The sequence below is a fragment of the Mesorhizobium sp. J8 genome, from assembly GCF_016591715.1.
GTDB lineage: Bacteria > Pseudomonadota > Alphaproteobacteria > Rhizobiales > Rhizobiaceae > Mesorhizobium.
On record NZ_AP024109.1, the window covers coordinates 572,906 to 598,349 of the forward strand.

At 64.2% G+C, this 25,444-nt stretch carries 22 protein-coding genes; 19 read left to right on the forward strand and 3 right to left on the reverse strand.

Annotated features, from left to right (window positions below; all coding sequences use genetic code 11):
- Positions 1-10: 10 nt before the first annotated feature.
- Genes araG through MJ8_RS02780 form a run of 3 tightly spaced genes read left to right on the forward strand, consistent with a single transcriptional unit; the run spans position 11 to position 3,243 of the window.
- The gene (gene araG, locus MJ8_RS02770; protein WP_201412979.1) at positions 11-1,522 is read left to right on the forward strand and encodes an L-arabinose ABC transporter ATP-binding protein AraG; all 1,512 of its coding nucleotides are present in this window, start codon (positions 11-13) and stop codon (positions 1,520-1,522) included.
- 9 nt (positions 1,523-1,531) lie between these two features.
- Positions 1,532-2,482: an L-arabinose ABC transporter permease AraH gene (gene araH / locus MJ8_RS02775; protein WP_201412980.1), complete on the forward strand. Its 951-nt coding sequence runs from the start codon at positions 1,532-1,534 to the stop codon at positions 2,480-2,482.
- The gene (locus MJ8_RS02780) at positions 2,479-3,243 is read left to right on the forward strand and encodes an SDR family oxidoreductase (protein WP_201415281.1); all 765 of its coding nucleotides are present in this window, start codon (positions 2,479-2,481) and stop codon (positions 3,241-3,243) included. The genes araH and MJ8_RS02780 overlap by 4 nt, the downstream gene beginning before the upstream one ends.
- A gap of 174 nt (positions 3,244-3,417) precedes the next feature.
- On the opposite strand, the gene MJ8_RS02785 is transcribed toward MJ8_RS02780, so the two are convergent.
- The gene (locus MJ8_RS02785; protein ID WP_201412981.1) at positions 3,418-4,365 is read right to left on the reverse strand and encodes a GlxA family transcriptional regulator; all 948 of its coding nucleotides are present in this window, start codon (positions 4,363-4,365) and stop codon (positions 3,418-3,420) included.
- A gap of 102 nt (positions 4,366-4,467) precedes the next feature.
- On the opposite strand from MJ8_RS02785, the gene MJ8_RS02790 reads away from it, so the two are divergent.
- The 7 genes from MJ8_RS02790 (at position 4,468) to MJ8_RS02820 (ending at position 11,639) form a co-directional block, all read left to right on the forward strand.
- Positions 4,468-5,175 carry a DJ-1/PfpI family protein gene (locus tag MJ8_RS02790; RefSeq protein ID WP_201412982.1) on the forward strand — a complete coding sequence of 236 codons (708 nt, stop codon included), beginning with the start codon at positions 4,468-4,470 and terminating at the stop codon, positions 5,173-5,175.
- Between the two features lie 118 nt (positions 5,176-5,293).
- Positions 5,294-6,025 carry a FadR/GntR family transcriptional regulator gene (locus tag MJ8_RS02795; RefSeq protein ID WP_140753786.1) on the forward strand — a complete coding sequence of 244 codons (732 nt, stop codon included), beginning with the start codon at positions 5,294-5,296 and terminating at the stop codon, positions 6,023-6,025.
- Entirely contained in the window at positions 6,022-7,224 is a 1,203-nt protein-coding gene (locus MJ8_RS02800) for a PLP-dependent transferase (protein WP_201412983.1), read from the forward strand. The genes MJ8_RS02795 and MJ8_RS02800 overlap by 4 nt, the downstream gene beginning before the upstream one ends.
- Before the next feature lie 25 nt (positions 7,225-7,249).
- Positions 7,250-8,527 (forward strand): ABC transporter substrate-binding protein, encoded by a 1,278-nt coding sequence (locus MJ8_RS02805; RefSeq protein ID WP_201412984.1) that lies wholly within the window; start codon positions 7,250-7,252, stop codon positions 8,525-8,527.
- A gap of 269 nt (positions 8,528-8,796) precedes the next feature.
- The gene (locus MJ8_RS02810; protein WP_201412985.1) at positions 8,797-9,720 is read left to right on the forward strand and encodes a carbohydrate ABC transporter permease; all 924 of its coding nucleotides are present in this window, start codon (positions 8,797-8,799) and stop codon (positions 9,718-9,720) included.
- Entirely contained in the window at positions 9,720-10,568 is an 849-nt protein-coding gene (locus MJ8_RS02815) for a carbohydrate ABC transporter permease (RefSeq protein WP_126063068.1), read from the forward strand. Before MJ8_RS02810 ends, MJ8_RS02815 begins: the two co-directional genes overlap by 1 nt.
- 3 nt (positions 10,569-10,571) lie before the next feature.
- Positions 10,572-11,639, forward strand: coding sequence for an ABC transporter ATP-binding protein (locus tag MJ8_RS02820; RefSeq protein WP_201412986.1), 1,068 nt, complete (start codon positions 10,572-10,574; stop codon positions 11,637-11,639).
- A gap of 96 nt (positions 11,640-11,735) precedes the next feature.
- Here the strand turns inward: MJ8_RS02820 and MJ8_RS02825 are convergent, their stop codons facing one another.
- Positions 11,736-13,535: an ABC transporter ATP-binding protein gene (locus tag MJ8_RS02825; RefSeq protein ID WP_201412987.1), complete on the reverse strand. Its 1,800-nt coding sequence runs from the start codon at positions 13,533-13,535 to the stop codon at positions 11,736-11,738.
- A gap of 189 nt (positions 13,536-13,724) precedes the next feature.
- On the opposite strand from MJ8_RS02825, the gene MJ8_RS02830 reads away from it, so the two are divergent.
- The 8 genes from MJ8_RS02830 to MJ8_RS02865 all read left to right on the forward strand — a co-directional run bounded on the left by MJ8_RS02830 (position 13,725) and on the right by MJ8_RS02865 (position 22,133).
- Positions 13,725-15,083, forward strand: a complete 1,359-nt coding sequence (locus MJ8_RS02830) for an LLM class flavin-dependent oxidoreductase (RefSeq protein ID WP_201412988.1) — start codon at positions 13,725-13,727, stop codon at positions 15,081-15,083.
- Between the two features lie 11 nt (positions 15,084-15,094).
- The gene (locus MJ8_RS02835; protein ID WP_201412989.1) at positions 15,095-15,868 is read left to right on the forward strand and encodes a DUF427 domain-containing protein; all 774 of its coding nucleotides are present in this window, start codon (positions 15,095-15,097) and stop codon (positions 15,866-15,868) included.
- Between the two features lie 52 nt (positions 15,869-15,920).
- Entirely contained in the window at positions 15,921-17,564 is a 1,644-nt protein-coding gene (locus MJ8_RS02840; RefSeq protein WP_201412990.1) for an ABC transporter substrate-binding protein, read from the forward strand.
- Positions 17,565-17,595: 31 nt separating this feature from the next.
- Positions 17,596-18,555, forward strand: a complete 960-nt coding sequence (locus MJ8_RS02845) for an ABC transporter permease (RefSeq protein WP_201412991.1) — start codon at positions 17,596-17,598, stop codon at positions 18,553-18,555.
- Positions 18,552-19,439 (forward strand): ABC transporter permease, encoded by an 888-nt coding sequence (locus tag MJ8_RS02850; protein WP_201412992.1) that lies wholly within the window; start codon positions 18,552-18,554, stop codon positions 19,437-19,439. Before MJ8_RS02845 ends, MJ8_RS02850 begins: the two co-directional genes overlap by 4 nt.
- A gap of 53 nt (positions 19,440-19,492) precedes the next feature.
- Positions 19,493-19,978, forward strand: coding sequence for a hypothetical protein (locus MJ8_RS02855; protein WP_201412993.1), 486 nt, complete (start codon positions 19,493-19,495; stop codon positions 19,976-19,978).
- A gap of 119 nt (positions 19,979-20,097) precedes the next feature.
- Entirely contained in the window at positions 20,098-21,537 is a 1,440-nt protein-coding gene (locus MJ8_RS02860; RefSeq protein ID WP_201412994.1) for an aldehyde dehydrogenase family protein, read from the forward strand.
- Positions 21,538-21,557: 20 nt separating this feature from the next.
- Entirely contained in the window at positions 21,558-22,133 is a 576-nt protein-coding gene (locus MJ8_RS02865) for a DUF1349 domain-containing protein (RefSeq protein ID WP_201412995.1), read from the forward strand.
- Between the two features lie 272 nt (positions 22,134-22,405).
- Here the strand turns inward: MJ8_RS02865 and MJ8_RS02870 are convergent, their stop codons facing one another.
- Positions 22,406-23,185 carry a response regulator transcription factor gene (locus MJ8_RS02870; protein WP_201412996.1) on the reverse strand — a complete coding sequence of 260 codons (780 nt, stop codon included), beginning with the start codon at positions 23,183-23,185 and terminating at the stop codon, positions 22,406-22,408.
- A 164-nt stretch (positions 23,186-23,349) separates the two neighbouring features.
- Between MJ8_RS02870 and MJ8_RS02875 the strand changes: the two genes are divergently transcribed.
- Complete coding sequence (locus MJ8_RS02875) at positions 23,350-25,437, forward strand: hydantoinase/oxoprolinase family protein (RefSeq protein WP_263649717.1); 2,088 nt, start codon at positions 23,350-23,352, stop codon at positions 25,435-25,437.
- Positions 25,438-25,444 lie beyond the last annotated feature (7 nt).

Below are 25,444 nucleotides of genomic sequence, written 5' to 3' on the forward strand. Positions count from 1 at the left end.
ATCGAGGCCCGTGTCCTTTCTCGAATTCTCCAGCATCACCAAGACCTATCCGGGCGTCAAAGCCTTGTCGGATGTGTCGTTCAGCGTCGAGAAGGGCGCCGTGCACGGATTGATGGGCGAGAATGGCGCCGGCAAATCGACGCTCATCAAGATCCTGTCCGGTGACCAGCATGCCGATGCCGGCGAAATAAGCATCGACGGCAAGGTCCAGGCCTATGCCTCGACGAGGGACGCCTTCGACAATGGCGTCATCGTCATCCATCAGGAATTGCAGCTGGTGCCCGAGCTGGCCGTTGCCGAGAATCTCAGCCTCGGCCGCTTTCCGGCAAGCGGGGGCATCATCGCCCGCCGCCGTATGCTGGACGATGTCGGCGCCAAGCTGAAATCGGCCGGCATCGACATAGACATGCGCCGCAAGGTCAAGACGCTTTCGATCGGCGAACGCCAGATGGTCGAGATCGCCAAGGCGGTGATGCTCGACGCCCGCGTCATCGCGCTCGACGAGCCGACCTCGTCGCTGTCGTCCCGCGAAAGCGAGATCCTGTTCAAGCTGATCTACCGGCTGCGCGGCGAAGGCAAGGTCATCATCTATGTCTCGCACCGCCTCGACGAGGTGTTCCGGCTCTGCGATAGCCTGACGGTGCTGCGTGACGGCAAGCTCGCCGCGCATCACGCATCGCTCAAAGATGTGACGCGCGACCAGGTCGTCGCCGAGATGGTCGGCCGCGAGATTTCCGATATCTGGGGTTTTCGTCCGCGCAAGGCGGGAGAGGTTCGCCTTAAGGTCGACGACCTGAGCGGCGCCAGGTTGCGCACGCCCGCAAGCTTCGAAGCCCGCGCCGGAGAGATCGTCGGTTTCTTCGGCCTCATCGGCGCCGGACGCTCGGAGCTGATGCGGCTGGTCTTTGGCGCGGATCCGCGTTCGGGCGGCACGATCACGGTTGACGGCAACACGATTGCCCCTGCCAGCCCGCATGATGCGATCCGGGCCGGCGTCGTGCTCTGCTCTGAGGACCGGAAGCATGACGGCATCATCCAGGGCCGCTCGATCGAGGAGAACATCAACATCTCGTCCCGCCGCCACCACACGCGCTTCGGCGTTTTGAACCGCGCCAGCGAGATCGCGACGGCCGAAACCTTCATCAAGAAGCTCAAGGTGCGCACGCCGTCGCGCAAGCAGGACATTGTCAACCTGTCGGGCGGTAACCAGCAGAAGGTCATCCTCGGCCGCTGGCTGTCCGAGCAGGGCATCCGCGTGCTCATCGTCGACGAACCGACGCGCGGCATCGATGTCGGCGCCAAGTCGGAAATCTACGAGCTGCTCTACCAGCTTGCCGAGGACGGCATGGCAATCGTTGTCGTCTCCTCGGAGCTGCCGGAAGTGATGGGCATCTGCGACCGCATCCTGGTGATGTGCGGCGGGCGCATCAGCGCCGAGCTCGCGCGCGGCCAGTTCGCTGAAAGGGCGATCCTGGCCGCGGCACTCCCCGACAAGAAAACCCCCGACGCGATCGCATCCTGAGGATTTGTAATGACCGATCGGTTGAAGAAGATCCTGCTCGGCGAACAAGGCCTCGTCGTCATCTTCATCGTCGCCTTCGCGCTGGTGTCGCTGCTCGTGCCGAACTTCCTCACCGACCGCAATATGCTTGGCCTGCTGCAATCCGTGGTCACCGTCGGCATCGTCGCCTGCACCATGATGTTCTGTCTTGCGGCGCGCGATTTCGACCTGTCCGTCGGCTCCATCGTCGCCTTTGCCGGCATGGTCGCTGTGATGGCATCCAATTACACCGGCTCGATCCTGCTCGGCCTCATCGCGGCGATCGCCTGCGGCGCCGTCGTCGGCTGGGTCAACGGCGTGGTCATCGCCAAGTTTCGCATCAACGCCCTGATCACCACTTTGGCCACCATGCAGATCGTGCGCGGTTTCGCGCTGATCTCGTCGGACGGCCGCGCCGTCGGCATCAACAGCCCGGATTTCTACCAGCTTGCCTTGTCGAAGCTGCTCGGCATCCCGACGCCGATATGGGTTCTGGCGGTGCTCTTCGCCATCTTCGGCTTCGTGCTGAACAGCACCGTCTTCGGCAAGAACACGCTGGCCATCGGCGGCAATCCGGAAGCCTCCCGGTTGGCCGGCGTCAATGTCGACAGGACGCGCATCTGGATATTCACGCTGCAGGGCGTGGTCTGCGGCATCGCCGGCATCCTGCTTGCCTCGCGCATCACCTCCGGCCAGCCCAACGCAGCGGTGGGCTTGGAGCTTTCGGTGATCTCAGCCTGCGTGCTCGGCGGCGTCTCCCTGGCCGGCGGCAGGGCGACTATGTCGGGTGTCATCGTCGGCGTGCTGATCATGGGCATCGCCGAGAACGCGATGAACCTGCTCAACATCCCCGCCTTCTACCAATACATCGTGCGCGGCGTGATCCTGCTCCTAGCGGTGCTGCTCGACAATCTGCGCTCTTCTGCTTTGGGGCGGCGCTGATGGCACGTCTGAAGGGAAAGCGCATCTTCCTCACGGGCGCGGCGCAAGGCATCGGCTACGCCATAGCCGAGGCCTGCCTGCGGGAAAAGGCCGAGCTCTTCCTGGTCGACCGCGACGCGGACCTTCTCGTCGAAAGCGCTGCACGTTTGGGCGACGTTGCGCACGCGGCCGCCGATATCGCCGACGCCAAGGCAATCGACGCCGCGATGCAGGCGGCAACGAAGGCCATCGGTCCGGTCAACACCGTCATCAACAATGCCGGCGTCAACGTCTTCTCGACGCCGCTCGACGCCACCGAGGATGACTGGACGCGCAATCTCGACGTCAACGTGAAGGGCGCCTGGCACTGCGCCAGGGCGGCGTTGCCGGGGATGATCGGGCAGGGCGGCGGCGTGATCCTCAACATCGCCTCCACGCACGCCTTCACCATCATCCCGCACACCTTTCCCTATCCCGTCGCCAAGCATGCTCTGCTCGGCCTGACCAAATCGCTGGCGATCGAATATGCCGGCAACAACATCCGCGTGAACGCGCTGGCGCCCGGTTATGTCGCCACCCAGAAGGTCATCGACTACTGGAACAGCTTTGACGATCCGGAGGCGGCACGGGCCAAGACGCTGGCGCTGCACCCGGGCGGGCGCATCGCCACGCCTGAGGAGATCGCCATGGCGGCGGTCTTCCTCGTCTCCGACGAATGCCCCTTCATCAACGCCGCCTGCCTCGTCGCGGATGGCGGCCTGAGCGTGCTTCACCACCCCTGACACAAGCCATGAACCATTGATACGCTGCGTCTCCCGGTCGAACAGAAACTGGCGCGCGACGAGAAGGTGACGATGGCGATGCTCGAGTCCGGCTCCCAGACGAAATCGAATTTCAACCGGGAGTTCCGCGGCGTCACGGAGCTGAGCCCTGCTGCCTGGCGCGAGCGGTCTCGATCAGAACCGCTCGCGGTAGTCGCGCGGGTTGGTGCCGAGGACGCGTAGAAAGCCGCGCCGCATCGTTTCCTCGGAGCCGAAGCCGCAGCGCCGGGCCGTTTGGCTGACCGTCTGCCCCCGCTCCAGCATCCGCCGCGCCGCCTCGATGCGGATCTCCTCGACAGCACGCGCGGGCGTTCGCCCGGTCGCCTCCTGATAGCGCCGCGAAAAACTGCGCCGGCTCATATTGGCGCGGTCAGCCAGTTGCTCCAGCGAAAGGTCGGCGCTCAGATTGTCCAGGATCCAGCCATGCAGTTTGTCGAAGCGCTCGTCGCCTTGCTGCAGCTTGAGGGTCTGGCTGAACTGCGCCTGGCCGCCGGGACGCTTCAGGAAGACGACCAGCTCGCGCGCCACCGCGAGCGCCGTGCGCCGGCCGAGGTCGGCCTCGACGAAGGAGAGCGCCAGGTCGATGCCCGCCGTCACGCCGGCCGAGGTCCAGACATTGCCGTCGCGGATGAAGATCGGGTCGGGTTCCAGCCTTACCGCCGGAAAACGCTTGGCGAACTCCGCGCAGCGGCCCCAGTGGGTAACCGCGCGCCGGCCGTCGAGCAGGCCGGCCTCGGCCAGCAGCATGGCGCCGCTGCAGACGGAGGCCGTTCGCGTCGCATCGCGCGAGCGGCCGACGATCCATTCCACCAGCTCGGCATCCTCGCAGGCCGCGTTGACGCCCCAGCCGCCGGGTACGATCACCGTGTCGATCTCGCTGCCATGCGCCGGCAGCGCTGCTGCCTCCAGCACCAAGCCGGACGATGTCCTGATCCGCGGCGAAGCGGCGACGAGGACGACCTCATAGGCGGGCCCTTCGCCGGCCTGCGTCCTGAAATCGTTGGCGCTGGCGAAAACCTGGAGCGGTCCGCTGACATCGAGGAGCTGGATGTCGGGATAGGCGAGGATTTCGATGCGGCGCATGGGTTTGGCCTGAAACGAGGGATGATTGGCGATCTGGCCAAAGCATGATGCCGTAGATTGCCCGAAGTCAACCTGCCCCAAGTCAAACCCTGGAGATTTCCTATGAGCCTTCGTTTCGGCATTCTCGTTTTCCCCAACGTCCAGCAGCTCGATCTCACCGGGCCTTACGAGGTCATGGCGACGGTCAAGGGCACGGAGGTGGAGCTGATCTGGAAGGATCGCAATCCGGTGATGTCATCGACGCGTCTGTCGCTTACGCCGACGGCGACATTCGACGATTGTCCGCCGCTCGACGTGCTGTGCATTCCAGGCGGTGGCGGCGTCAACGTGCTGCTCGAGGACAAGGCGGTTCTCGATTTCGTCTGCGAGCGCGCCGGGCAGGCGCGCTACATAACCTCGGTGTGCAGCGGCGCGCTGGTGCTCGGCGCGGCCGGATTGCTCAAGGGTAAGCGCGCCACCACCCATTGGTATGCGCATGATTTCCTTGAAGAGTTCGGCGCGATTCCCGTTGATGCGCGGATCGTCGAGGACGGCAAGCTGATCACCGCCGGTGGCGTCACCTCCGGCGTCGATTTCGGCCTGGCGCTCGTCGCCAGGCTGCTCGGCCAGGCTGAAGCGGAAGTCGTGCAGCTCTCGCTCGAATATGCGCCGGCGCCTCCCTTCCGCTCCGGCACGCCCGCCGAGGCTTCGCCGGCCGTGCTGGCGGAGGCCAAGCAGCGGCTTTCGGGTTCGAGGCGGGTCCGTGAGGAAATGTTCGCGCGCTGGCGCCGGGAGCGTGCGGCGGCCATGCCGACGCGCATCCGCCCCTGAAATGCCAGGGCTGGATGGCGCATATCCGCGCTGTCCGGCCTAGCCCATTTCGACTGTTGACTCATCTTTCCGCTTGTGCAGAAATTGGTTGGACCATTGAACCACTTTAGGCTCAGGCTTGACCGATTTCTTGCCCCCCATCCAGACCACGGCCCGCGATGACGCGGTGCTGAAGGCATTGGCGGGCTTCGTGCGGCAGGAGGCTCTGGGTCCGGGCGAAAAGCTGCCGACCGAGCGCATCCTGGCCGAACGCCTCAAGGTCAGCCGCAACACGGTGCGCGAGGCCCTGACTCGCTGGGAGGGGCTCGGCCTCGTCGAACGGCGGCAGGGCTCGGGCACCTATCTCAAGGCCGCCGTCTCCCCCGACATGCTGCACATGCCGCTGACGCTCGCCGGCGGCAACGACTTCGCCGGCCTGATGGCGACGCTGGAGATCCGCCGCGCGCTGGAGGCCGAGGCAGCCGCCCTTTGCGCTATTCGCGCCGGCAAGGCCGAGCTCGCCGAGATCGAGCGCAAGCTCGACCTCATGGAGGAGGCCTTCCAGACTCGCGCCGGCATGTCCTCGGAGGAGGATTGGGAATTCCACCAGGCGGTCTTCCGCGCTTCCGGCAACCCGCTCTTCGAGCAGATCATCGCCGCCATGTACGAGATGTTCCACCGTTTCTGGGAGCATCCGCTCGGCGTGCGGGATTTCGGCCATGCAAGCTTTCCCTATCACCGCACCATCTTCGAGCGCATCGCCGCGCGCGACCCCGAAGGCGCCCGCGCCGAAGCGCTGAAGCTGATCGCCACCGTCGAGGACGATCTTAAGCGCGGCGCCGCCAACCTCAAACTTTCGGACCGCAGATGAACGAGCAGCCCAACACCTTCGACCCGGCTTCCCTGGCCAGCGACTATCTCGGCGAGGCGGCGACGCTGCTGGCGCATGACGATCCGTTCCCGGGCGGCGCGGTAGTTCCGCCGATCTACCAGACCTCGCTGTTCACCTTCGCCAATTACGCCGACATGGCCGACACCTTCGCCGGCAGGAGGAAGCAGCCGATCTACTCGCGCGGCGACAATCCGACGGTGATGGAGTTCGAGGCGCGCGTCGCGGCGCTCGAGGGCGCGGAAGCCGCGCGCGGCTTCTCCAGCGGCATGGCGGCGATCAGCGCCACGGTGCTCGCCTTCGTCGGCGCCGGCGAGCGCATGGTCGCCGTGCGCAATTGCTATGGCGATGCCTACCGGCTGTTCGAGCGCCTGTTTCCGCGCCTTCACATCAAGGTCGACTATGTCGACGGCTCCGATCCCGACGCGGTTGCCGCGGCGCTTCCCGGCGCCAAGCTGCTCTACCTCGAAAGCCCGACCTCGATGATGTTCGAGCTGCAGGACCTGGAGCACCTGACGCGGCTGGCCAAGGAGCAGGGCATTGTCACCACCATCGACAATTCCTGGGCGACGCCCGTCTTCCAGAAGCCGATCTCGCATGGCGTCGACCTGGTGCTGCATTCGGCTTCGAAGTATCTGAGCGGCCATAGCGACACCGTCGCCGGCGTGGTGGCAGGCTCGGCCGCCCACATCAAGCATATCAACGAGCAGACCTATTCCCAGCTTGGCGGCAAGCTATCGCCCTTCGAAGGCTGGCTTTTGCTGCGTGGCCTGCGGACGCTGCCGCTGCGCCTGCCGCATCACATGAAGAGCGGGCTCATCCTTGCCGAGCGGCTGAAGGCGCATGGCAAGGTCGAGCGCGTCAACCACCCCGCCTATTCCAACCATCCCGGCAAGAAGACATTGGCCGGCTATGCCGGCCTGTTCTCCTTCGAGGTCACCGAGGATGTCGACATCCCGGCTTTTGTCGACGCGCTGAAATATTTCCGCATCGGCGTCAGCTGGGGCGGCCATGAAAGCCTGGTCGTGCCGGCAAAGGCCTCGCTCGAGCAGACGCCGGGCATCAATTCGATGGCGCGCTTCGGCGTCAGCCCCCGAACCATCCGCTTCAATGTCGGATTGGAAAATGTCGAGGACCTCTGGGCCGACATAGCCCAGGCCTTCGACAAGTCAAAAAAATAACGGATCGAAAATGGGAGTCCTGAAGATGAAAAGACTGACCTTCATGCTTGCCGCCGTCGCCGGCCTGGCGATCTCCGCCAGCGGTGCGTTGGCCGACACCACCATCAAGCTGGTCGAGGTCATCACCAGCCCGCCGCGCACCGAATTCCTGAAAAAGCAGATCGCCGAATTCGAGAGCGCCAATCCGGGGATCAAGGTAGAGGTGGTGTCGCTGCCTTGGGGGCAGGCCTTCGAAAAATTCCTCACCATGGTGCAGGCCGGCGACACGCCCGACGTGGTTGAAATGCCGGAGCGCTGGATGGGCCTCTACGCCAATAACGGCCAGCTCGAGGATCTCGGCCCCTACATGGCCAAGTGGCCCGACGCCAAGACGCTCGGCGACCGTGCCAAGCAGTTCGGCTCGACCGTGAACAACACGCAGTTCATGATCCCTTACGGTTATTATGTGAACGCGCTGTTCTGGAACAAGAAGCTGTTCAAGGAAGCCGGCCTCGATCGTCCGCCGGAAAACCTCGACGAGTTCGTCGCCTTCTCCAAGAAGATCTCGGCCATCCCCGGCAAATACGGCTACTGCCTGCGCGGCGGCCCGGGCGCCTTCAACGGCATGCACATGTTCATGAATATTGCCGACGGCAAGGGCGGCTATTTCACCGACGACGGCGTCTCGACCATCAATGACGAAGGCTCGGTCAAGGGCCTGCAGATGCTGGCCGACATGTACAAGAACGGCCTGGCGCCGAAGGACGCGGTGAGCTGGGGCTTCAACGAAACGGTGACCGGCTTCTATTCCGGCACCTGCGCCATGCTCAACCAGGACCCCGACGCGTTGCTCGGCATCGCCGACAAGATGAGCGCCGACGACTTCGCCGTCGCGCCGCTTCCGGTTGGCCCGGGCGGCAAGTCCTATCCGACTCTGGGCTATGCCGGCTGGGCGATGTTCGCCAACTCCCAGCACAAGGACGAAGCCTGGAAGCTGATGGCCACGCTTCTGTCGCCCAAGGACAATCTGGAATGGGCCAAGGAAGTCGGCGTCATCCCGATCCACAATGGCGCCGACCAGGACGCGCATTTCAAGACCGAGCAGTTCAAGGGATGGTTCACCGAGCTGAGCGACAGCTCCAAATATGAAATGGTGACGCCGCCGACGCATCTGGAAAACCTCGGCAACTTCGTCGACCAGGTGGCCATCAAGAACTTCCAGGAAGTGCTGCTCGGCCAGAAGCCGGCCAAGGAAGTGGCCAACGAATGGGCCAAGTTCCTGACCAAGGAACAGCAGGACTGGCTGGCGAAGAATAAGAAGTAAGCGCAGGCCTCTTCCTTCTCCCCGTTTACGGGGAGAAGGTGGTCCGAAGGACCGGATGAGGGGCAGCGCCAGACCTTCGTAAGTTCGCGCCTCTTTTTCCTTCTCCCCGTTCTACGGGGAGAAGTTGTCACGAAGTGACGGATGAGGGGCAGCGCTGAGTTCTGAAAAGCTGGCGCCGCCCCTCATCTGCCTGCCGGCATCTTCTCCCCGTAAACGGGGAGAAGGGCGCCGTCGCCAACGCCGGCTCCAACCATAATCGCGAGCACCGTATGACCTACGCAGTGTCCGAAATCCGATCCGCCGCGCTGCCGCGCAAACGGCGGCTGAGCAAGGCCGCGATAGAGCCGTGGCTCTATCTTTCGCCGGCTATCGTGCTTTTGGTCCTGGTGCTGCTGGTGCCGCTGATCATCGGCATCAGCTACTCGTTCCGCAAATTCTCGGCCTTCAAGTCGCAATATGTCGGCCTCGCGCAATACCAGGCGATGCTTTCCGACCAGGTGCTTGGGCAGGCGCTGATCAACACGCTGTGGTGGACGGTCGCCAGCCTGTTCTTCCAGTTCTTCCTCGGACTGGGCCTGGCGCTGCTGCTCGACAAGCCGTTCTATGGCCGCAAGGTCGTGCAGGCCGTGGTGTTCCTGCCCTGGGCGGTGCCGTCCTTCCTCTCCGGCCTCACCTGGGCCTGGCTGTTCAACCCGATCATCGGGCCGCTGCCGCACTGGCTCTTCGCGCTCGGCTTGAAGGCCGAGCCGACCAACGTGCTCTCCGATCCGGCCACAGCCATGTGGGGGCCGATCGTCGCCAACATCTGGTTCGGCATCCCCTTCTTCGCCATCACGCTGCTCGCGGCGCTGAAGTCGATCCCCTCCGAACTGCATGAGGCTGCGGCCATCGACGGCGCCTCGCCCTGGCAGCGCTTCACCAAGGTGACGCTGCCGTTTCTCGCGCCGACCATCGTCATCACCGTCATGCTGCGCACCATCTGGATCGCCACCTTCGCCGATCTGATCTTCGTCATGACCGAGGGCGGCCCGGCGGGCTCGACCAGCACCGTGCCGGTCTACATCTATGTCAGCGCCTTCAAATCGCTCGACAAGGGCTATGCCTCGGCGGTCGCGGTGCTGCTTCTGGTGCTGCTCATCGTCTATGCGATCGGGCTGATCGCCATCCGTCGCACGCTGGTGAGGCACGTCTGATGATCGCCGGCCGCTCCACCTCTTCGCGCATTTTCGGCGGCATCGGGCTCTACGCGGCGATCGCGGCTTACGTGATCTTCGCTCTGTTCCCGATCTTCTGGACGTTGAAGATCTCGGTGACGCCCGAGCGCCTGCTCTATTCGGAAGGCATCACCTTCTGGCCGTCGGAAACGACGCTGAAGAACTTCGCGACCGTGCTCGAGGCGTCCGACTTTCCGCGTTATTTCCTGAACAGCGTCATCGTCTCGGTGTCGACGGCCGCGTTCGTCACCGTCATCGCGACGCTCGCCGGCTACGCCATGTCGCGCTTCACCTTCCGCGGCAAGGCGACGCTGGCGATCCTGCTGCTGCTCACCCAGACCTTCCCGCTGGTCATGGTCATCCCGCCGATCTACCGCATCATGGGCGATCTGGGCCTCACCAACAGCCTGATCGGACTGATCATCATCTACACCGCCTTCAACACCGCCTTCGCCACCTTCCTCATGCAGTCCTTCTTCGACGGCATCCCGAAGGACCTGGAAGAGGCGGCGATGATCGACGGCTGCACCCGCGCCCAGGCGATGCGCCGGGTGATCGTGCCGCTGACCTTGCCCGGCATGGGCGCGACGCTCGGCTTCGTCTTCACCGCCGCCTGGAGCGAATTGCTGTTCGCGTTGATGCTGATCTCCAGCGACGAGCAGAAGACCTTCGCCGTCGGCCTGCTCACCTTCATCGGCAAGTTCGCCGTCGACTGGGGGCAGATGATGGCGGCCTCCATCCTGGCGCTGATCCCGGTCTGCGTCTTCTTCGCCTTCCTGCAACGTTATCTCGTCACCGGCCTCACCGCCGGCGCGGTCAAAGGATAAAAGATGGCTTCCGTCACGCTGCAAAACGTCGAGAAGGATTATGGCGCGCTGCGCATCCTGCACGGCGTCGATCTGGAGATCGCCGACGGCGAGTTCGTGGTGCTGGTTGGTCCGTCCGGCTGCGGCAAGTCCACGCTGCTGCGCATGATCGCCGGCCTTGAGGAGGTAACCGGCGGTGAGATCCATATCGGCGAGCGCCTGGTCAACGATGTCGCGCCGAAGGACCGCGACATCGCCATGGTGTTCCAGTCCTACGCGCTCTACCCGCATATGGACGTCTCGTCGAATATGGGCTTCAGCCTGATGCTGAAGAAGGCCGAGAAGACGACGATCGATGGCAGGGTGGGCGCCGCCGCCAAACGGCTCGGTCTCGACTCCTATCTCGGCCGCTTGCCGCGCCAGCTTTCTGGCGGCCAGCGCCAGCGCGTCGCCATGGGCCGCGCCATCGTGCGCGATCCGAAAGTGTTCCTGTTCGATGAGCCGCTCTCCAACCTCGACGCCAAGCTGCGCGTCCATATGCGCGCCGAGATCAAGGCGCTGCACCAGCAGCTCAAGACCACGTCGGTCTATGTCACCCACGACCAGGTCGAGGCCATGACCATGGCCGACCGCATCGTCGTCATGCATGACGGTTATGTGCAGCAGGTCGGCCGCCCGCTCGAGCTTTACGACCGTCCGGCCAACACCTTCGTCGCCGGCTTCATCGGCTCGCCCGGTATGAATTTCTTGCCGGCCAAGGTCGTGAAGGGTGGCAAGGCCGATGCCGTGCTCGCCGACGGCCAGAAGCTGCGGCTGCCCGACGGCCTGCCGCTGCAGGACGGCGATGCGCTGACCATCGGCCTGCGGCCCGAGCACATCAAGCTGGTCGATGACGGCGCGCTGAAAGCCGAGGTCGAGGTCGTCGAGCCGCTCGGCCTGTCGACGCAGTTTTATGTTCGGCTCGCCAACCAGCAGATCTGCGTCTTCGTCATGGGCCGCAGCGAGGTGAGGCCGGGCGACACGATCCGCCTCGCCGCCGATCCGGCGGCGCTGCATCTTTTCGATCCGAAAAGTGGAAATCGGATCGGCTAGAGCACTTCACCGTCTCACGGAAACGGTGAAGTGCTCTATCTCCTTGTTTTACGCAATTCCTGGCAGAAAACCGCTCACAATTTTCCTGGAATTGCTCTAGCTGGCCAGCAGTGCGTCCGTTCGCCAGCAGGCGATCAGATGGCCGTCGCCCACATCCGTGCCAGCCGGTTCCGCTTCCCGGCAACTGGCCAAGGCAAGAGGACAACGATCGGCGAACGCGCACCCGCGATGCGCTGTCTCTGCGGCCACTTGGACCGAAACTGCCGGCGCCTCGTCCGAAGACGCCGCCAAAAGCTGCTTCGTATAGGGGTGGTTGGGGCCGCGGAAGACCTGTTCCGAAGTGCCGGTCTCGACCAGGCGGCCGCGATAGAGCACGCCGATCCTGTCGGCCATGTAGCGCACGACCCTGAGGTCGTGGCTGATGAACAGATAGGTCGTGTCCCTGTCGCGCTGAAGGTCGTTGAGCAGGTTGAGCACCGTCGCCTGAACCGAGACATCGAGCGCCGAGGTCGGTTCGTCCAGCACCACTACTTTCGGCGCGCCGGCGAAGGCGCGCGCGATCGCCGCCCTCTGCCGCTGACCGCCGGACAATGAGCGCGGTTTCTGCTCGGCGGTCGTGCCGGCCAGTCGGACGGAGCGGAGAAGCTCGGCGACGCGGTTCCTTGCATCGCTGCGGCCAAGCCCGGCAAGCCGCCGCAGCGGCCGGCTGATGATCCGCCCGATCCGGTGGCGCGGATTGAGCGTGCGGTCGGGCGACTGAAAGACCATCTGCACGTCGCGCCGTTCGCCTGGCGCCCGCTTTTCGGCGCGCGGCGCGACCGTCTTGCCGAACAGCTCGACCGATCCTTCGCTCGGCGTCTGCAGCCCGGTGACGATCCGCGCCAGCGTCGATTTGCCGGAGCCGGATTCGCCGATCAAGCCGAAGGTCTCGCCTTGGCCGATGCTGAGGTCGATATTGTGCAGGACCGCCTGATCACCGAAGGAATGGCTGATGCCCTTGCCAGCGATGGCGATCTGCCTGTCTCTTTGATCAGGAGCAGCGATCGCCCCGGGGCGATCGCGAACGGTCGCGCCGGTCTCGGCCAGCCGCCCGTCGCGCTTGGTGAAATTGAGCGCCGGGATCGAGGCGATCAGCGCCTTGGTATAGGTATGGGCCGGGTTCTCGAACACGTCCTCAGCCCCGCCACTTTCCACCACGGCACCCGACTGCATCACCGCGACGCGGTCGCAGGAACGGCGGATCAGGTTGATGTCGTGGCTGATCAACAGGATGCTGGTCTTGTGCTCGCGGCGCAGGTCGTCGAGGATGGCGATCACCTCCGACTGCACGCTGGCGTCGAGCGCCGTGGTCGGCTCGTCCAGCACCAGCAGCGCCGGGTCGAGCGCGATGGCGATAGCGATGTTGGCGCGCTGCTGCATGCCGCCGGACAATTCATGCGGATAGAGATCGAGCACCCGCTCCGGATTGGCGACCCGTACACGCTTCAGCAATTCGACCGAGCGCGAGCGCGCCTCCTCGTGGCGCACCGAACGATGGCGCATGATCGTCTCACTGATCTGCCTTCCGATCGTCATGGCGGGGCTGAGCGCAGCGCCCGGATGCTGGTAAACGGCAGCAATACGATCGCCCCGCAGGCCGCGCAACTCTTCGCCGGAAAGGTCGCGGATTTCCCGGCCCTGGAACTCGATCGCCGAAGCCGCCAGACGCGCATTGCCCGGCAGGTAGCGCAGGATCGCCATGGCCACCGAGCTCTTGCCCGAACCGGATTCGCCGACCAGTCCCAACGCCTCGCCCTGGCCTATTGCGAGCGACACGCCGTCGACGGCGGATTGCCATCCTCTTTTCCCGCCATAGGCGATGGAAAGTTTCTCCACATTCAGTACCGAAGGGGACATCAAGACCTCGAAATCTCTTTCTGCCGGTGCCCTAATCAAGGGCAATCGCTTCCGCTTCCATTGTATATTATCTCTATAAAATTACTCGAATTAAGGCCGAGCGCAATCTAGCCTTTTGCAAATTGGAGATTTCGGGTCGCGCCGGACAAGTGGCGCCCGTGTCTCTCAGCGATTTGCAAGGAGGCCGGCATGGCGCGAAATCAGTTGATCCTCAGCGCGTTCTTCTTCAACCCGCAAGGCGACCATCGCATGTCGTGGCGCCATCCGCGCGCGCCCGGCCGGGAGGTGCTCGGCTTCGATTATTACCGCGAGCTGGTCCAGGCCGCCGAACGCGCCAGGATCGACACCATCTTCGTCGCCGACCATGTATCGATCTGGGATTCGGTGAAGAGCGGCGTCGCGCATTACGCCAATGCTCGCCTGGAGCCGCTGACGCTGCTTTCGGCGCTGGCTGGAGTGACGAAACACATCGGTCTCATCACCACTGCCTCGAGCTCCTACAGCGAGCCCTACAATGTGGCGCGCTTGTTCGCTTCGCTCGATCATATCAGCGGCGGCAGGGCGTCATGGAACGTCGTCACCTCGGCCATGGACGAGGAGGCGCGCAATTTCGGTCGCGACGGCAACATCGAGCATGCCTTCCGTTATCAGCGCGCCGCTGAGTTCCTCGATATCGTCAAGGGGCTGTGGGACAGCTGGGAAGACGAAGCCCTGCTGTTCGACAAGGAAACCGGCTATTTCGCCGATCCGGACAAGGTCCATGTGCTCGACCATCGCGGCGCGCATTTCAAGGTGCGCGGGCCGCTCAACGTCTCGCGGCCGCCGCAGGGTCATCCGCTGATCGTCCAGGCTGGCTCGTCGGAGGACGGCAAGAATTTCGCCACAGCCCATGCCGATGCGCATTTCGCCATCTACAGCACCAGGGAAGACGGCATCCGCTATCGCGAGGACATCAACGAGCGTCTCGCCCGTCACGGCCGGCGTCCCGAAAGCTTCAAGATCCTGCCCGGCATCCTGCCGATCGTCGCCGCGTCCGAGGCTGAGGCGCGCGACAGGCAGGATTACCTGCAGACGCTGCTGCCGGATCGCGTCGGCATCGATCTCCTGTCGAGCTGGAGCGGCATCGACCTCTCGGCCTATCCGCCGGATGGCCCGCTGCCGCAGCTCCCCGACGAAAGCACCTTCAACGGCGGGCGCACATCGCTCAACCGCGTCAAGCAGTGGGCGACGCAGAACCTGACCCTGCGTGAGATCGCGCGAAAACTTGCCAACAGCGGCTCGGTGCCGACTGTCGCCGGCACGCCGAAGCAGATCGCCGACCAGCTGCAGGACTGGTTCGAGGCGGGCGCCGCCGACGGCTTCAATCTGATGTTCCCCCTGTTGCCGGAGGACTGGATCAATTTCGCCGCTGAGGTCGTGCCCGAGCTGCAGCGTCGCGGCGTCTTCCCGACGGAATACGCGCCCGGAACGCTGCGCGACCGCTTCGGCCTCGCCCGTCCAGCCAATCGCTTCGCCGAGCAGCGCGCGAACCAGCGCGCCGTGTCCTGAGGAGAGCCGTCATGACCGCCCAGCCCAGACTGCAGCCGCGCGAAGCGACAGCTCCGCAGCTGATCAATGTCCTGCACAGCCCGAAGCGCATCCGCGTCAAATTCGCCGGCCGCGTGATCGCCGACAGCCGCAACGTGCTTGTGCTGCGCTCCAACCATTTTTTGCCGATCTATTTCTTCTCGCTGGCCGCCGTCGACCAGTCAGTGCTGAAGCCGTCGAAGCAGGGTCAGCAGCATGCCGTCGGCGGCGAGACCAGATACTGGGATATCGAAGCCGGCGACCGGCGCGCCGCCGATGCCGCCTGGTCGTTCACGGCGCCGCCCGACGAGAATCTGGCGCCGCTCGCCGGGCGCGTCGCCTTCACCTGGAACCTCGTCGATCAATGGTTCGAGGAGGACGAAGAAGTCTTCGTCCATGCCCGCGACCCCTATGCGCGCATCGACGTGCTGCAGAGCTCCAGCCATGTCGAGATCTGGTTCGACGGCGAGTCGATCGCCGACAGCCGCCGTCCCGTGCTGCTGTTCGAAACGCACCTGCCGACACGGTTCTACCTGCCGCCCGAGGATGTCCGGCTCGAGCGGTTGAGGGCCTCGTTGACGAGGACCCGATGTCCCTACAAGGGCGTCGCCTCCTACTGGTCCGGCGTGCGCAAGGACGGTTCGCTCAGCGAAGACATCGCCTGGAGTTACCGCCATCCGATCGCCGAGATGCCGAAGATCAAGGGGCTCATCGCCTTCTATCCGCAAGCGGTCGACCGCATCCATCTCGACGGCCAGCCGGTCTGATCCAGCCCCGTCTCCACTTCATTTTAAAACCACGATTTTCACAGAGGCAAAAATGACCAAGCGCAACGAAATCGACACCCTTCGCAATCTCTCCGGCGACATCTGGAACGTCGCCGTCGACGAATATGCCAACGGTTATCTCAAGCGCCGCGACCTGTTGAAGTATGCAGCCTTCATCGGCTTGACCGGTTTCGCCGCGTCGCACGGTCTGGGCTTTCCCGGCTCGGCGCGCGCCGCTGCTGGCGGCGGCACCGTCCGTGTCGGGCTTGGCCAGCCGACCAAGGCGATCGATCCGGTCACGGTCACCGATCCGGCCAGCATCGGCGTTCTCAGCCAGGTCGGCGAATATCTGATCCTCGATGATCCCAAGGACGGGCTGCAGCCGAAGCTCGCCCTGTCCTGGGAAGCCGACGAGACGGCCAAGCGCTGGACCTTCAAGCTTCGCCCCGGCGTGAAATTCCATGACGGCCGCACCGTCACCGCCAAGGACGTAGTGGCGAGCTTCGAGCGTCTGGTCGACCCGAACAGCGGCTCGTCGGCGCTCTCGGCTTACAAGGGCATCCTGTCCAAGGGCGGCGCCAAGATCGTCGACGACGAGACGGTCGCCTTCGATCTTGACCAGTCGAATTCGAATTTCCCCTTCTATGTCTCGTCCGACGTCTACAACGCGGTGATCCTGCCGGCCGACTATGCCGGCGACTTCGAGAAGAATTTCAACGGCACCGGTCCGTTCAAGCTGGAATCCTTCCGCCCCAAGCAAGGCGCCAGCTTCGTGCGCAACCCCGACTACTGGGGCGACAAGGCGCTGCCTGACCGGGTCGAGATAAAGTTCTTCGATGACGAGCAGGCGCAGGTCGTGGCGCTGCAGGCTGGCCAACTCGACGTCATCCCGAGCACCACGCGTCTGGAACTGGCGATCGAGGGCAATCCCAACTTCAAGCTGCTGAGCGTCCAGGCGAGCTCGCATGACGCCGTGCATCTCAGGACCGATCAGGCGCCGTTCACCGACAAGCGCGTCCGTCGCGCGCTGGCGCTCACCCTCGATCGTGAGGCCATCGTGAAGGGCCTGTTGAAGGGTCGCGCCGTCGCCGGCAACGACACTCCGTTCGCGCCGATCTTCCCTTCGGCCGATCCGTCGGTGCCGCAGCGCAGGCAGGACATCGCCGAGGCCAAGCGTCTGCTCGCCGAAGCCGGCGTGCCCAACGGCTTCGAGGTGACGCTGACCACCGAACGCGCCTACGACATCCCCGACTACGCCGTGATCATCCAAAACTTCGCCAAGAAGGCCGGCATCGACATAAAGCTCAACGTGCTGCCGCAGGATGCCTATTACGGATCGGCGACCTTCGGCAGCTCACCCTGGCTTGATTCCAACCTCGGCATCACCGATTTCGGCCATCGCGGCACGCCCGACATATTCCTCAATGCCACGCTGAAGAGCGACGGCGCATGGAACGCCGCGCATTTCAAGAATGCGGATTATGACGCATTGTTGGCCGAATACGGCAAGGCGCGAGACCTGCAGGCGCAGCGCGTCGCGGCCGGCAAGATCCAGGCCCTGCTGCTCGACGAGACGCCGGAGATCATCAGCTACTTCTCGCAATATAGCCGCATCTCCAGCGCGAAGGTCGAGGGCGTGCGCTTCACCGCGATCTCGCATCTTCTGCTCGACCGCGTTTCCTTCGTGCAGGCATGATGCGGGAACGCCAAGCCGGGCGGGCCACCGGATGCTGACCGGCCGCGCCTTGTCGGCGCGCCTGGCCTCGCTGCTCCTCACCTTATGGCTGGTCAGCGTGCTGGTCTTCCTCGCCGGGCAGGTTCTGCCCGGCGATGTCGCGCGCGTCATGCTTGGTCCGTTCGCGGATGCGCAAGCGGTCGCCGCGCTGAACAGACAACTCGGTGCCGACCAGCCCGTCCTTGTCCAATATTGGCGCTGGTTCAGCGCGGCGCTTGGCGGCGACTTCGGCACGTCGCTGTCGATGCGTGCGCCGGTCGCGCCCTTCGTGCTCGCAAGCCTCGGCCGCTCGGCAGCGCTTGCCGGCATCATCCTTTTGTTTCTTGTGCCGCTGGGCGTCGGCGCGGGCATCGTTGCCGGCCTCAACCAGGGCCGGCTCGCCGATCGGCTGATCGTGCTCGCCGGCGTCTCCTTCGGCATCGTCCCGGATTTCGTGTCCGGCCTGCTTCTGCTTCTGGTCTTCGGCCTGTGGCTGAACTGGCTGCCGATCACGGGTGCCGCGCCCGATGGCGCGGGCTTCTGGACCAGCGGTTATTATCTCATCCTGCCGGCGCTGCCGCTGGTGCTCAATCTCGCCGGCTATCTGGCGCGCATGACGCGGGCCGGCGTCATCGAGGCGCTTGCCGCCGACTATACGCGCACCGCCATCCTGAAGGGGCTGGGTCGCCGGCAGGTCATTGTCCGCCACGTGCTGCCCAACGCGTTGACGCCGACGGTCGCGGTGCTGGCGACGCAGAGCGGCTACATGCTTGGCGGGCTGGTGGTGATCGAGGCGCTGTTCGGCATCCAGGGCCTCGGCAATCTGGTCCTGAACGCTGCCAAGTCGCGCGATTTCCCGATGCTGGAAGCAGGCGTGCTGGTGATGGCGACGATCTTCGTCCTGTCCTCCGCGATAGGCGATCTCGCCCAGGCGCTGCTCGACCCGCGGCAACGGCGGCGAGCGTCACTATGATGGACCTCCTGGAATTTCCGGCACCGTCGCACGGGTCCGTTGTCCTGCGGGTCGCCGGCAGGCTGGGCCGCGTCGTTCGCGGCCTTCCCGCTTCCGTCATCATCGGATCGCTCATCCTCGCCTTCTGGATCGCCTGCGCCCTGTTCGGCGGCCGGCTGGTCCCCTACGATCCCTACGCCGAGGATTTCCTCGCCACGCTGACGCCGCCGGATGCCGCGCACTGGTTCGGCACCGATCACCTCGGCCGCGACGTGCTGTCCCGGATCATCGTCGGATCATGCGATATCCTGCTGGTGGCGCCGCTCGCCACGCTTGGTGGCGTCGCCGCCGGTACCGCGATCGGACTGGTGCTCGGCTATTTCGACGGGCTGGTCGACGCGGTCGGCGCGCGGCTGCTCGACACGCTGATGGCCTTTCCATTCATCGTGCTCGTTACCATGACGCTTGTGGCGCTGGGGCCCTCGAACCTCACCGTCATCCTGGTGATCGCCATCGCCTATGCGCCGCTGGTGGCGAGAACCGTGCGCGCTGCCGTGCGCGAGCAGAAGGAACGCGAATATGTGAGCGCCGCCCGTCTCGGCGGCGAGAACGCCTTCGCGATCATGGTGCTGGAAATCCTGCCCAACATCCGGGAGACGATCCTGATCGAGCTCGTCACCCGGCTAGGCTACGCCTTCTTCTCGATCGCCACGCTGAGCTTTCTCGGCCTCGGCATCCAGCCGCCTTCGGCCGACTGGGGCCTGGCGATCGCCGAAGGCTACGGCTTCCTCACCGGTGGCAAATGGTGGGTCGTGGTCTTCAACTCGGGCGCGATCGTATCGCTGGTCATGGCCACCAACCTGATCGCTCAAGGCATAGGCGCCTTCGAGAATATCGAGAGATGAATTGCGGCTTTTGATTGCTAGACTCCTGTTGATTCGCCTCGACGGGAAAAGGCATGAGCAAGGCCCTCGGCACATTCGCACTGATCACGGTTCTCAGCGCCTTGCTGATGGCGCTGTCATTGGCGGTCGCCAGGCACGGCTATCCCTACGGCGCGTTCGGCGTGAAGCGTCTTGACGGCATCGCCGACACGGGCTCCTTCCTGGCGATCGCCGCCGTCTATTTTTTCGGCGCGATGCTGATGATGATCCTGCCGATCCGCGCCGCCGGCATCGTGCTGACCCACGCCGCCGACGCGGTCTTCTGGGCGACGATCATGCTGTTCGCGACCATCGTCGGCTCGCTTGTGGCCAGATGGGCCTTCGGCCAGCATGAGGTGCTTTGGACGCTCTTCAACTGGCGCTTCCTGTTCGTTGCGGCTATCGTGGCGGCGCATCTCACCATGAACGAGCTTCGCCGCAACGTCCTGCTCAGAAGCCTGTTCTTCGTCATCTTTGGCGCGGTCACGCTCGCCTGCCTGTTCTGGTCGTTCTCGACCTGACGCGCTGCGGCTCTAGGTTTAAGATCGCGGGTAGACCTCCTCCCGGACAATGACTATATCATTTGTCTGACAATTGACCCGGCCGAAGGTCGCCGCGACCAAACTCAAGGAAAAACAAGATGACCCTGCACCGCAAGAACCTGATCGACGGCGAGTGGCTTGGCGAGGCCGGCTCGCGCAACATCAACCCTTCGAACACCAACGACGTCGTCGGCGAATACGCTTCGGCCGGGCCGGAGGAAGCAAAACAGGCCATCGCCGCCGCCAAGGCCGCCTTTCCGGCATGGTCGCGCTCCGGGCCGCTGGCCCGTCACGCGGTGCTGAAGAAGACCTCCGACGAGATCATGGCGCGCAAGGATGAGATCGGCAGGTCGCTCGCTCGCGAGGAGGGCAAGACACTGGCCGAGGGCGTCGGTGAAACCATTCGCGCCGCGCAGATCTTCGATTTCTTCGCCGGCGAGACGCTGCGCCTGTCGGGCGAGATGGTGCCGAGCGTCAGGCCGGGCGTCGGCGTAGAAATGACCCGCGAAGGCGTCGGCGTCGTCGGCATCATCACGCCGTGGAATTTCCCCATCGCCATCCCCGCCTGGAAGATCGCGCCGGCTTTGGCTTACGGCAACACCATCGTCTTCAAGCCGGCCGAGCTCGTTCCCGAAAGCGCCTGGACCATCGTCGATATCCTGCACCGCGCCGGCCTGCCCAAGGGCGTGCTCAACCTCGTCATGGGCAAGGGCTCGGTGGTCGGCCAGGCGATGCTCGACAGCCCTGACGTCAACGCCATCTCGTTTACCGGCTCGGTCGGCACGGGCAAGCGCGTCGCCGCGGCAAGCGTCGAGCATATGCGCAAGTTCCAGCTCGAGATGGGCGGCAAGAATCCGCTCGTCGTGCTCGACGATGCCGACCTCGCGGTCGCCGTCGACTGCGCCGTGAACGGCGCCTATTTCTCCACTGGACAGCGCTGCACTGCCTCCTCGCGCCTGATCGTCACCGATGGCATCCACGACCGCTTCGTCGATGCGGTGAAGGAACGGCTGGACAAGCTCGTCATCGGCGATGCGCTTGACGCCAAGACCGAGATCGGTCCGGTCGTCGACCAGACGCAGCTCAAGCAGGACGAGGACTACATCGCTATCGGTGTCAGGGAAGGCGCAACACTCGCCTTCGGCGGCGAGCGGCTGGAGCGCGGCACGCCGGGCTTCTATCTGAAGCCGGCGCTGTTTGTCGGCGCCACCAACGCCATGCGCATCTCACGCGAGGAGATCTTCGGCCCGGTCGCCAATGTCATCCGTGTCAAGGATTATGACGAGGCGCTCAGCGTGGCCAACGACACGCCGTTCGGCCTCACCTCGGGCATCTGCACGACCAGCCTGAAGCACGCGACGCATTTCAAGCGCAACTCCGAAGCCGGCATGGTCATGGTCAATCTGCCGACGGCGGGCGTCGACTTCCACGTGCCGTTCGGCGGCCGCAAGGGCTCGAGCTACGGTCCGCGCGAGCAGGGCCGCTACGCGATGGAGTTCTACACCACGGTGAAGACGGCCTATACATTCGCCGGCTGAGCCAGTCCGGGAGGAGATCGATGAGCGTGGCTGACATGACATGGCTCAACCCGCCGCCGCACCATGCGGTCGGCGACGGTACGCTCACCGTCCGCACCGGCAAGGAGACCGACTTCTGGCGCGAGACCTTCTACGGCTTCTGGCGCGACAACGGCCATTTCCTCTACCGACCTGTCGAGGGTGACTTCAGCGCCGAGGTCACCGTCAAGGGCGACTACAAGGTGCTCTATGACCAGGCGGGGCTGATGCTGCGCCTCAGCGAAACGCACTGGATCAAAGCCGGCATCGAATACACCGACGGGCTGGCATATTTCTCAGTCGTCGTCACCAACGACACCTCCGACTGGTCGCTGGTCGCCATTGCCGCCGACAAGGACGGCGTCAGGATCCGCCTGACCCGTCACGCCGAGGCGATCCGCGTCCAGTATCTCGACGCCTCGGATGGCCACTGGAAGCCGGTGCGGCTGGCCTATTTCCCGGTCTCGAAATCGGTCGATGTCGGCATGATGTGCTGCTCGCCGCAGCGCGAGGGTTTCGAGGTGACGTTTTCCGGCTTCACGATAGGGCCGGCGATTTCGCGGGATCTGCACGACTGACGCGACACTTGAGCAATTCCAGGAAAAGTGTGAGCGGTTTTCCGCCCGGAATTGCGTAAAAACAAGGAGCTAGAGCAATTCCAGGAAAAGTGTGAGCGGTTTTCCGTCCGGAATTGCGTAAAAACAAGGAGCTAGAGCATTTCACCGTTTCCGTGAAACGGTGAAATGCTCTAGATCGTGATGGCGTTTCGTTGAATCGCCCTCACGATCTAACTCTTTGTTGGAGCATGATCTTTCTCCGAAAACCGGTTCCCACTTTTCGGGATCATGCTCTAGCTGTCCATCCGGTGCTGGAAGAACTGCAGGAACAATTCACGCTCGGTGTTGATGTCGAGCTTTTCATAGATGCGGCGGCGGTGATTCTTCACCGTACCGACGGTGATGCCCAGCCGCTCGGCGATGTTGGCTGTCGGATGGCCGGCCAGGATCAACTGCACCAGTTCGCGCTCGCGCGACGAAAGCTCGGGCCAGAGGCTTTCCGGAATTCTGGGCTTCTGCTGCGGCGAGGCGCCCGGACCGCTGGGCGCCGAGGTGCGGGAGAAGTCTGAGCCGCGGGCCTTGATGTCCAGCGCGTGCAGCGCCTCGAACACCGGCAGTCGCTCGGTGAGCAGCGCGATCTCGCTGTCTTTGAACGACACCGTCGACCGGTCGAGAAAGATGCCGAGGCACCAGTCGCCGCCGTCGGCCAGCATGATGCCGACCTCGTCGCAGATCTCCGACTGCGCCAGGAAACCGGCTATGTATTGCCCGCGTTTGGCCTCCTCGTTGGCCAGACCTTTCAGCGGCATGATGCCGAGGCGGCGCTGGCTGCGCCACGAGGCATAGAACGGATCGAAGACGTAGTAATTGTCGAGATAGCGCCGCACCATCTCGTCGGAGAAGCGCCGGTGCTTGACGAATTCCGGCGTCTTGGTCGCCGAGTAGCGCGTCACCGTCACCAGATCATGCGCGATGTCGGCGCCGATCAGATCGATCAGGCAGTCGACATGCCGGTCGGTGCCGGTGGCGGCGATCGCCTTGGCCAGCGGCGCCCAGATGTTGCCCATGCGCATGCCCTTTTCTCGGCGAACCCGGCCCAAGCGTCATTGTGTCTTTAGGCATATGGCGCGATCCGGCTTTGGGAATCTAGCCTGCGGTCACTCTCGGCAAGGGAAAGCGACCCGTGAACCAGATTACCACCAACCCAATCGTCATCGGCATCGACGCCGGCGGCACCATGACCGACACGATCCTTGTCGATCAGGACGGCCACTTCAAGATCGGCAAGTCGGCGACCACCCCGAAGAACGAGGCCGAAGGCTTCCTCGCCTCCGCCGAGGATGCGGCCGACGCCTGGGGCGTCTCGCTCCAGGACCTGTTCTCCGGCGTCAATGTCGTGCTCTATTCCGGCACCGGCATGCTCAACACGCTGTTGTCGCGAACCGGCCGCAAGCTCGGGCTGATTACCACCAAGGGATTGGAGGACATGATCCTGATGGGGCGCGGCCTGCAGGCCTGGGCCGACTATTCCTATGCCGACCGCCTGCACGCGGTCACCCATCACCATCCCGACCCGCTGGTGCCGCGCCGCCGCACCCACGGCGTCACCGAGCGCATCGATCAGTTCGGTGACATCATCCTGCCGCTCTACGAGCACGAGGTGCATGCGGCCGCCAAGAAGCTGATTGCCGACAAGGTCGAGGCGATCTGCATCATGACCGTCTTCTCGCATGTCAATCCGGCGCATGAGAAACGCATCGCCGAGATCTGCCGCGAGGAGATCGCCGCCGCCGGCGCCGACATCCTCGTCTACACCAGCCATGAGGTGCGTCCGGTCATCCGCGAGCAGTCGCGGCTGAACTCGGTGCTGATCGAGGCCTACGCCACTTCGCGCGGCCGCAAGCAGCTCAAGGGCATTGAGGACGTCTCCAAGAAATACGGCTTCAAATATGGCGTGCAGACGCTGCTCTCCTTCGGTGGCCTGACCTCGATCGACCATCCGCGCCTGCACGAGACGATGATCTCCGGACCCATCGGTGGCATCCTGGGCGCGGCCTATGTCGGCAAGCTGATCGGCAACGACTCGCTGATCTGCTCGGATATGGGCGGCACGTCCTTCGACATGGGCGTCATCACGCGCGGCCAGACGCGGATCGAGAACGAACCGCTGATGGACCGCTTCAAGCTCAACGTGCCGACGCTGCATCTCGACACGATCGGCGCCGGCGCCGGGATGATCCTGAAGGTCGACCCGCTGACCCGAAAAGTCTCGCTCGGGCCGGAAAGCGCCGGATCCGATCCTGGACCGATCTGCTTCGCCAAGGGCGGCACGGAGCCGACCATCGCCGATTGCGACGCCATCCTCGGTCGCTTGAACCCGCATTACTTCCTCGGCGGCAAGGTCGTGCTGCAGGTCGAGAAGGCGCGCAAAGCCTTCGAGGAGAAATGCGCCCGCGTGCTCGGCGTCGGTGTCGAGGAGGCCGCCGAAGGCATGATCGACATGCTGGAGGCCGACGCCAACAATGCGCTTCGCCGGGTCATCTCCGGCCAGGGCATTCACCCCTCGGAATTCACGCTTCTGTCCTATGGCGGCTCGGGGCCATTGCATCTCGCCGGCTGCTCCAGGGGCATCGGCTTCAAGGACATCATCACCTTCCAGTTCGCCGCCGCCTTCTCTGCCTTCGGCTGCACCACGGCCGATTTCATGCGCCGTCATTCGGTGTCGACGCAGATCGACATCGGCGCGCGCGCCAGCGATGACGAATTGCAGGCCTTTGGCGGGAAGGTCACCGGCGTCTGGGACGACCTGACCAAGGCTGCGGTCGATGAAATGATCGCCGACGGCCACAGCCGCGACAAGATCAAGACCGTGCCGTTCCTGATGATGCGCTACACCGGCCAGCTCGAGGACGTCGAGGTCATGGCGCCGCTGTCGGCGGTTCGTTCGGCCGACGACATGCGCAAGGTCATCGCCGAGTTCGAAGCGGTCTACGCCAAGGTCAATCATCGCGTCTCGCGCTATGGCGAGGCCGGTTTCTCGATCACCGAACTGGGCCTGATCGCCACCGCCGACAAGGTCAAGCCGATGCTGGTCAAGCGGCCGCTCGGCAAATCCGATCCGGCGTCCGCCCATAAGGGCGTGCGCGAGGCCTATATCGGCGGCCGCTGGCACAAGGCTGATCTCTACGAGATGGACTTGCTCCAGCCCGGCCATGAGGTCGTCGGCCCGGCCATCATCGAACACCCGGCGACGACCCTCGTCGTCCATCCGCAGGACCGTGTCCATGTCGATGAATGGACGCTGCTGCACTACACCCACGCTTGAGAAGGGC

Coding starts and splice junctions, on each gene's coding strand:
- araH (WP_201412980.1), top strand. CDS start 1,532: ATGACCGATCGGTTGAAGAAGATCCTGCTCGGCGAACAAGGCCTCGTC.
- MJ8_RS02785 (WP_201412981.1), bottom strand. CDS start 4,365: ATGCGCCGCATCGAAATCCTCGCCTATCCCGACATCCAGCTCCTCGAT.
- MJ8_RS02790 (WP_201412982.1), top strand. CDS start 4,468: ATGAGCCTTCGTTTCGGCATTCTCGTTTTCCCCAACGTCCAGCAGCTC.
- MJ8_RS02800 (WP_201412983.1), top strand. CDS start 6,022: ATGAACGAGCAGCCCAACACCTTCGACCCGGCTTCCCTGGCCAGCGAC.
- MJ8_RS02805 (WP_201412984.1), top strand. CDS start 7,250: ATGAAAAGACTGACCTTCATGCTTGCCGCCGTCGCCGGCCTGGCGATC.
- MJ8_RS02810 (WP_201412985.1), top strand. CDS start 8,797: ATGACCTACGCAGTGTCCGAAATCCGATCCGCCGCGCTGCCGCGCAAA.
- MJ8_RS02815 (WP_126063068.1), top strand. CDS start 9,720: ATGATCGCCGGCCGCTCCACCTCTTCGCGCATTTTCGGCGGCATCGGG.
- MJ8_RS02820 (WP_201412986.1), top strand. CDS start 10,572: ATGGCTTCCGTCACGCTGCAAAACGTCGAGAAGGATTATGGCGCGCTG.
- MJ8_RS02825 (WP_201412987.1), bottom strand. CDS start 13,535: ATGTCCCCTTCGGTACTGAATGTGGAGAAACTTTCCATCGCCTATGGC.
- MJ8_RS02830 (WP_201412988.1), top strand. CDS start 13,725: ATGGCGCGAAATCAGTTGATCCTCAGCGCGTTCTTCTTCAACCCGCAA.
- MJ8_RS02835 (WP_201412989.1), top strand. CDS start 15,095: ATGACCGCCCAGCCCAGACTGCAGCCGCGCGAAGCGACAGCTCCGCAG.
- MJ8_RS02840 (WP_201412990.1), top strand. CDS start 15,921: ATGACCAAGCGCAACGAAATCGACACCCTTCGCAATCTCTCCGGCGAC.
- MJ8_RS02845 (WP_201412991.1), top strand. CDS start 17,596: ATGCTGACCGGCCGCGCCTTGTCGGCGCGCCTGGCCTCGCTGCTCCTC.
- MJ8_RS02850 (WP_201412992.1), top strand. CDS start 18,552: ATGATGGACCTCCTGGAATTTCCGGCACCGTCGCACGGGTCCGTTGTC.
- MJ8_RS02855 (WP_201412993.1), top strand. CDS start 19,493: ATGAGCAAGGCCCTCGGCACATTCGCACTGATCACGGTTCTCAGCGCC.
- MJ8_RS02860 (WP_201412994.1), top strand. CDS start 20,098: ATGACCCTGCACCGCAAGAACCTGATCGACGGCGAGTGGCTTGGCGAG.
- MJ8_RS02865 (WP_201412995.1), top strand. CDS start 21,558: ATGAGCGTGGCTGACATGACATGGCTCAACCCGCCGCCGCACCATGCG.
- MJ8_RS02870 (WP_201412996.1), bottom strand. CDS start 23,185: ATGCGCATGGGCAACATCTGGGCGCCGCTGGCCAAGGCGATCGCCGCC.
- MJ8_RS02875 (WP_263649717.1), top strand. CDS start 23,350: ATGACCGACACGATCCTTGTCGATCAGGACGGCCACTTCAAGATCGGC.